This window comes from Actinotignum urinale DSM 15805 (assembly GCF_000420445.1).
GTDB classification, from domain to species: domain Bacteria; phylum Actinomycetota; class Actinomycetes; order Actinomycetales; family Actinomycetaceae; genus Actinotignum; species Actinotignum urinale.
The window spans coordinates 142,391-148,727 of sequence record NZ_ATUY01000005.1; the positions used below are offsets into that span (position 1 = coordinate 142,391).

Below are 6,337 nucleotides of genomic sequence, written 5' to 3' on the forward strand. Positions count from 1 at the left end.
CGCGTTTCACACGATATTCCCGTTTAGTTGCCCAAAAACATCCACGTGCGCCACTTTGCGAATCCGCTAACAAAAATCCCCATTTCGTGCCATCCTTAGAGTATGAGTACCGCACCCCTCGCCTCCGACACATTCCTTTTCGACCACAGCCTTGCCGTCATTAATTACGATCGTAGCTACGCCTACCGCTACGGAGACACAGGTCAAGTCTACGAATTCGCTTCCGTCACAAAACCTCTAACAGCCTGGGCAACACTCATCGCCGTCCAAGAAGGCTACGTTGACATGGACGATGTTGTCCTGAAAAACGGAGCCACAGTCTCCCATATTCTCGCCCACTGTTCCGGGCTTCCCGTCGAAAAAGAAGGAGACAGCATCGCACCGGAAACACGGCGCATCTACTCCAACTACGGATACGAGGTGATTGGCCAGTACGTGGAGCAGGCAACGGGAAAGAGTTTTAGCGACTGGGCGCGTCTCGTTCTTCTCGACCCTCTTCACATGGTGTCTACACGTATCGACGGTAGCCCCGCGCGTTCAGGGGCGGGAACAGTTGCGGATCTTGTACGTTTTCTTCGTGAGATTATGCGCCCACAGCTTCTTGACCCCGCACTTGCTCGTTACGCAACAACTCCTCAGTACGACGGACTACGTGGCATTTTGCCCGGTTTTGGTATGCAAAAAAATAATCAGTGGGGGCTGGGCTTGGAAATTAAAGATGGCAAAACCCCGCACTGGTTAGCGAAAGAGTTTTCACCACGCACATTCGGACATTTCGGCATGAGTGGATCGTTCATATGGGTTGATCCCGACGTTGGAAAAGCCGGCGTTTTCCTTGGCGCAAAACAATTCAATCGCGAACACATCCATGTGTGGCCGAGCCTTACTCGCGAAATGCGCGAACAAACAGGGACATTGGCGCGCTAAACACAGCGTCGTCGAACACCGCGTCGTATATTTCCTCACAACACTAGGTGAGGGTGGCGAAAAACAAACGGTGCCATAACACAAGCTGTGGCACTAACGTTGAACGGCAACGCGCCCGCCACAACGAGACGATAAAACGACACGCGACAACAACGCCTAACAACACGATAACCTGCCACAACAATAATCAACGCCCCAAAGCTAAACAAAAACAAGGCGCACAACACAAAAACGAGGGCACGCAACCGAAGTTACGCGCCCTCTTAGTAGCCGATATTCGAAATCGAGTCAAAGAATATCGGACATCGAGGCTACAAAATATCAGAACCCTTTGTTTCCTTATTGGAGATGCAGGAAATAATGCCGAGGATCATCATAATCGAGGTGAAGATGAGAACCGGAACCCAACCCCACGGACCTTCTTGCACAAGCAAGGCGGCAATCATCGGAGTGAAACCAACAATAATGTTTCCAATCTGGGTGGAGACGGCGTAACCCGTCATACGCAACTCGGTGGGGAACATTTCCGTGTACATCGGAGCCTGAACCACGTTACCGCCTGTGGAAATCAGACCCATAATCACGATAACAACGGAGAGGAAAACAACGTTCTGGAGCTGCAATCCCCAGAAGTAAACGGGGAACAGGACAACCAAAGCGATCATGGAAATGAGGTAGACAGGCTTGCGACCAATCTTATCGGACCAGCTCGCCCACAGTGGCTGAACTGCAAGGCCGACGAGGAGGGAGACGGTTGCCAATGCGAGCAGGGTGGAACGTGGGATGTTCCAGTACTTTGTTCCGTAATTCAAGGCGTAGTTGGAGATGAGAACGCCAGTGATGGCGTACTGACCCATGAAGATAACGCGGATAACGTTCTTCCAGTGGTAGCGGAACAATGTAACGACGGAGGAGGCCTCCTTTTCTTCAGCCGTCAGTTCGCGGCCTTCGTTCTTCCTAGGAGGATCGGAGACCTTGGAACGTACCCAGAGGGCGTACATAATAATCGGAATAGCGATCCAATAAGGGATGCGCCAGCCCCAAGAATAGAGGAAGGAATCGTTGTTGCCGAAGGGAACGTAGACGAAGAGAGCGAGAACCGTACCGATGGCGAGGCCGTGCATGGTGAATGCCGTGTAGAAACCGCGCTTTTCCGGCGGGGCCCATTCGGATGTGAGGGTGTTGGAGCCGGCCTGTTCGCCACCGGCACTGAAGCCCTGGACTAGGCGCATTGCGAGGAGAATCCACACCGCTGCGGAACCGATGGTGTCATACGAGGGAAGGAAACCAATAACTGTTGTGGCAACACCCATTGAGCCAAGGGAAAGGTACAGTGTCTTCTTGCGGCCCCACGTATCGCCCAAGTGGCCCAGAACAAGGGCGCCGAGTGGGCGCGCGAGGTAGGCGACGCCGAAGGATGCAAGAGAGGCAATGTTGGCCAATTGGCCATTCTCTTCACCGCCGAAGAAAACGGTGGGGAAAATGAGGGCGGCGGCTGTGGCATAGAGGCTGAAATCATAATATTCAGCGATAGCGCCCCAGAAGCCCGATTTGGCGGCCTTCTTTGTTTCTTTAAGGTCGCCTTTCCATTCGTGCTTTTCGGAGATTGTCTCTGCACTCATGAAAACTCCTTTGTTTATAAGATGTGTCATTTTGTCAAGACGTGTCGCTACGTTAGTGCTCTTATCGTTGCGAGTTACGTGTTATGTCACGGTGCATTGACATGGCTCGGTAGCGTTCGTACTCCAGAGAGTCTAGAAAAACCTAAAGCCCTTCCGTACCCTCCCTCGGTACGATAAATGCGAAGGGAATTACCACCAAAAGACTAAGCCGATTTTATGACTTTCCGGTAGAATATATAGGAAAAGGGCTTGTATCCTCGGGAGGCAATGATGCGATCAATAGATCTTGCGGAACAGATTATGCGAACTGTCATCACCTTCGACCAATGCACGGATGCACGTATATGTTCGAGACAAATTAGCCATCTTGTTCGCGAAGAATTTCCGGAGATTAGCGCGGTTGCCATCTTTGTAAAGTTCCACCACGCCCCCACTTTCGCGTGTTTGAGCGGATACGGATACCCCGAATTTGGCGACACTCTCGTCGTGCCGCTTCAAAGTCATTTTGGGCAACTTCTTGCCTCACACACGCCGATTGTTGCGAAAAATAAATCCGAAGTCGCCCGGCTATATCAAACCTCAGAAATAGATCCCGGATCTTTGCGGTTTAAAGAAACCCAGCGAAATTTGGAGTACGCACAGCATCAAAGCGTCGTGATTCAGCCCTGCATTCTTAACGGCGTCACGTATGGGACGATTTGGCTCGATACCTGGCGTGGCGAAAAGCCTTTTACCTTTACGCGCCCGGCGCTTCACCGATTGCAGATTATTGCGAAACTCGCCGCTCATCTTTTTTCGCATTGCACTATGGCTCCGCTCAAACAGGCCTCGGGAAATATAGAGTGCCTCTCGCTTATTGACGCTGGTCCGCTGTCACTAGAGACGCAAGATTCAGGCGGTTTTTTCAGTGGGCAAAGCCCGGAGCAACGCTCGGAATATCTTGTGGAGAGTCAATCCAAACCGGCCACGCGCGAAAGCCTTCCGCCACAATCACACGCCCCCGGCCGCCACACAGGGGCGCCCTCGCAAGATCCGCCATTCTCCCAGCCGTCCACCCCCTCCGGTGAGGCATCCGCCCACCAACAAATTTTAGAGACAGTTGTGCTCAGCCGTCGCGAACAACAGGTTCTCTACCACATCTCACAGGGCCTAACAAACGCCGCAATTGCAGAACAACTCTTTATTTCCACGAACACGGTGCGGACACACCGTCGCTCCCTCATGTCAAAACTTAACGCTACAAACGCAACATGCCTCCTCAACGAAGCCCGAAAACGGCACCTCATAGACTAGTCTACGGACTAATCCACCCGCAGTTTTCGCTCCCCCACAACCATAAAAGTCACCTCCACGTACGATACGCACCCCTTACAACCCTTCATAAACTAAAAACAAGACAATAGCCGAGCAGTGATGACGGAAGTGTGGAATTTGCTCCCCATATCACTACGCGGAGCTGCGAAACGGGAACTGCCACACGTACATACATAGGTACACATATGCGCAAGCATATAGGCAACCGTCTCACCAAGAACGCACAATATACACGCCACAACACGTCAAGGAGGATGTTTATGTACACACCACTACCTAAAGTCGAAGGCCCTATTGCTAACACGGAAGAGAACTATTTCTTCTCCACCATGAAGCACACCCGTGCCCCCTTCAACCTCGAAGAATACGGGTATGTGGAGGAAGAATATTTCCTTTCCGGCACCGCACGTGTTTTTGAAAACCAGGATGGGCAGGCCACGCAGGTCGGCGAATCCCCATATACAAACCGCGTGATTGTGCGTCGTCCCGCAGGCGAACATTCCGGGCGTGCCTGGGTGTCCATTCTCAACGCATCCCAAGGTTACGACGTGGAAGATGATTGGCGCCGTGCCTGGAACTACATTATTGAAAACGGTGACGTCTACGTTGCCGTCACCTCCAAGCCCATCCAGGTCTCCGCACTCCAGAACTTCAACGCGGAACGTTACGCTTCAATGTACTGGGGTGGCCCCATGCCGAAGCTCGACGCCGAGCCCGGTTGGGATCCCATGCAGATTTTGGAAGGCCCTGAAGAAGGTTTGGCGTGGGATATTCTTGCCCAGTCCGGCCGCTGGGTTCGTAGTGGGGAGAGCTTCCCGGCCGCGCCGCACGTGTATATGATTGGGCAGTCGCAGTCCGGTATGTACACGAACACCTATCTGCATTATTTCCACGATGTGTTGCGTGGTGAAGATGGTGCGCAGATTTTCGACGGGTACCTGCCTGGTGTTGCCGCCACGTTCTCGCGCTCTTTGCGCCAGGGTGAAAAGCTTGATACGACATACCGTATCGGGGATAGCGCAATGCTTCCGTTGTTTGCCGAGCCGCACGATCTCGACGTTCCGGTGATTCGCGTGAGCTGTGAGGGCGATACGTATTTGTTCCCGCCGGACACGAAACCGTTTATGGCTGGAGATGGCGAGATGAGCCGCCACTGGCATATTGCGGGTGGGCCGCACTCCGATGCGCGTTCCCGTGTGATTCCCGATAATTCCGAGGTTGTGAAGGCGCATCGTTTGCCTCGCATTATGGATCAGGATTATTTGGATCAGCTCTCCTGCATTCCGTTGGAGCCGTTTATCACTGCGTCCATGACTGCCGTCGATAAGTGGGCACGTGAAGGCGTCCCTGCCGCCCCGTCCGTGTTCTTTGTTGTTGATGAGGATGCGAATCGTTTTACGGCGACGAATGGTTTTAACGACGGCGGAGTCCGCATGGGCCTCATCGAGAATCCCATTGCGAAGTTCGTGGCCGCGGATCCTGGGAACCCGGTTGTTTCTAAGATGGCGATGAGCGCAGAGGATGTGGAGCTGGCGCGCTTCGATAGCCTTGAAGATTTCAAGGCGGCCTGTGATGAAGTGGATGACAAACTGGAAGCGGCCGGTTATCTTGAGCCTATTGGGCGCCGGCTTCTCCATGCCGTCGAAGAAGAAATCTGGGAGCGTGTAACGACGGGAGCCCACGCGCTCGTCGCCTCCCCGCAATCTGTAAAGCGCTAGTATGCGGGCTGGTGGCCCTAGCTACGTAAAGTAAACGGTAATTTTGCGCTACCTGCGCGAAAAACGACGCTTTGGCGCTACTGACGCAAAGAAACAATAATTTGGCGCTACTTGCGTAAAGTAAACGGTAATTTTGCGCTACCTGCGCGAAAACCCGGCCCGGCGGTGCCCTCCACACACGTGGAGGGCACCGCCGTATAACACTAACTTCACACACACCCCCACCAAAGCCACTACTTCCACCGCAACCGCCATACAAAACGTGTATGGCTGTGAGATGTATGAAGCGTCCACGCTCTTTGTTGTTTATAGCGACCAGGCTAGAGGTGCGTTGTTTACGACCTGGGGTAGGCGTGTTGTGCGAGGCCGCGTGCGCCACTGATACAAATTCGGGGAATTGTGTTTTGTGTGTGCGTGTGTTGTGTGAGGTTTTGTTGTGGGTATGTGTGTGGGGAGTGTCGACGATAAACCGTTGTTTGGTTTTCGTGGACACTCCCCACACTGTATTAAGTTTTGATGGGTGGCAGTGACTTACTCTCCCACACCCTACCGAGTGCAGTACCATCAGCGTTAGTAGTCTTAGCTTCCGAGTTCGAAATGGTATCGGGCGTTACCCTACCACTATGACCACCACCCAAAACAATCGGGAAACAACCACACACACATATATATGTTTACTTGTTTGGTTGTTTTATACCCCGCACACACCACACACGACCCACACCCTCAAGGCAGGATCCGAGCTGTTCGGCCTGG

General features: G+C 52.9%; 4 protein-coding genes and 1 rRNA gene. 3 read left to right on the top strand and 2 right to left on the bottom strand.

Annotated features, from left to right (window positions below; translation table 11 throughout):
• Positions 1-102 precede the first annotated feature (102 nt).
• Positions 103-927 (top strand): serine hydrolase domain-containing protein, encoded by an 825-nt coding sequence (locus G445_RS0105190; RefSeq protein ID WP_022866493.1) that lies wholly within the window; start codon positions 103-105, stop codon positions 925-927.
• Between the two features lie 311 nt (positions 928-1,238).
• Here the strand turns inward: G445_RS0105190 and G445_RS09855 are convergent, their stop codons facing one another.
• Positions 1,239-2,549, bottom strand: a complete 1,311-nt coding sequence (locus G445_RS09855; protein WP_022866494.1) for an MFS transporter — start codon at positions 2,547-2,549, stop codon at positions 1,239-1,241.
• 267 nt (positions 2,550-2,816) lie between these two features.
• Between G445_RS09855 and G445_RS11755 the strand changes: the two genes are divergently transcribed.
• A complete protein-coding gene (locus G445_RS11755; RefSeq protein WP_022866495.1) occupies positions 2,817-3,842 on the top strand; it encodes a response regulator transcription factor in 1,026 nt (341 codons plus the stop codon).
• Positions 3,843-4,123: 281 nt separating this feature from the next.
• Positions 4,124-5,581, top strand: coding sequence for an alpha/beta hydrolase domain-containing protein (locus tag G445_RS0105205; RefSeq protein ID WP_022866496.1), 1,458 nt, complete (start codon positions 4,124-4,126; stop codon positions 5,579-5,581).
• Positions 5,582-6,099: 518 nt separating this feature from the next.
• Here the strand turns inward: G445_RS0105205 and rrf are convergent.
• Positions 6,100-6,216, bottom strand: a 5S ribosomal RNA gene (rrf, locus tag G445_RS0105210).
• Positions 6,217-6,337: the final 121 nt, after the last annotated feature.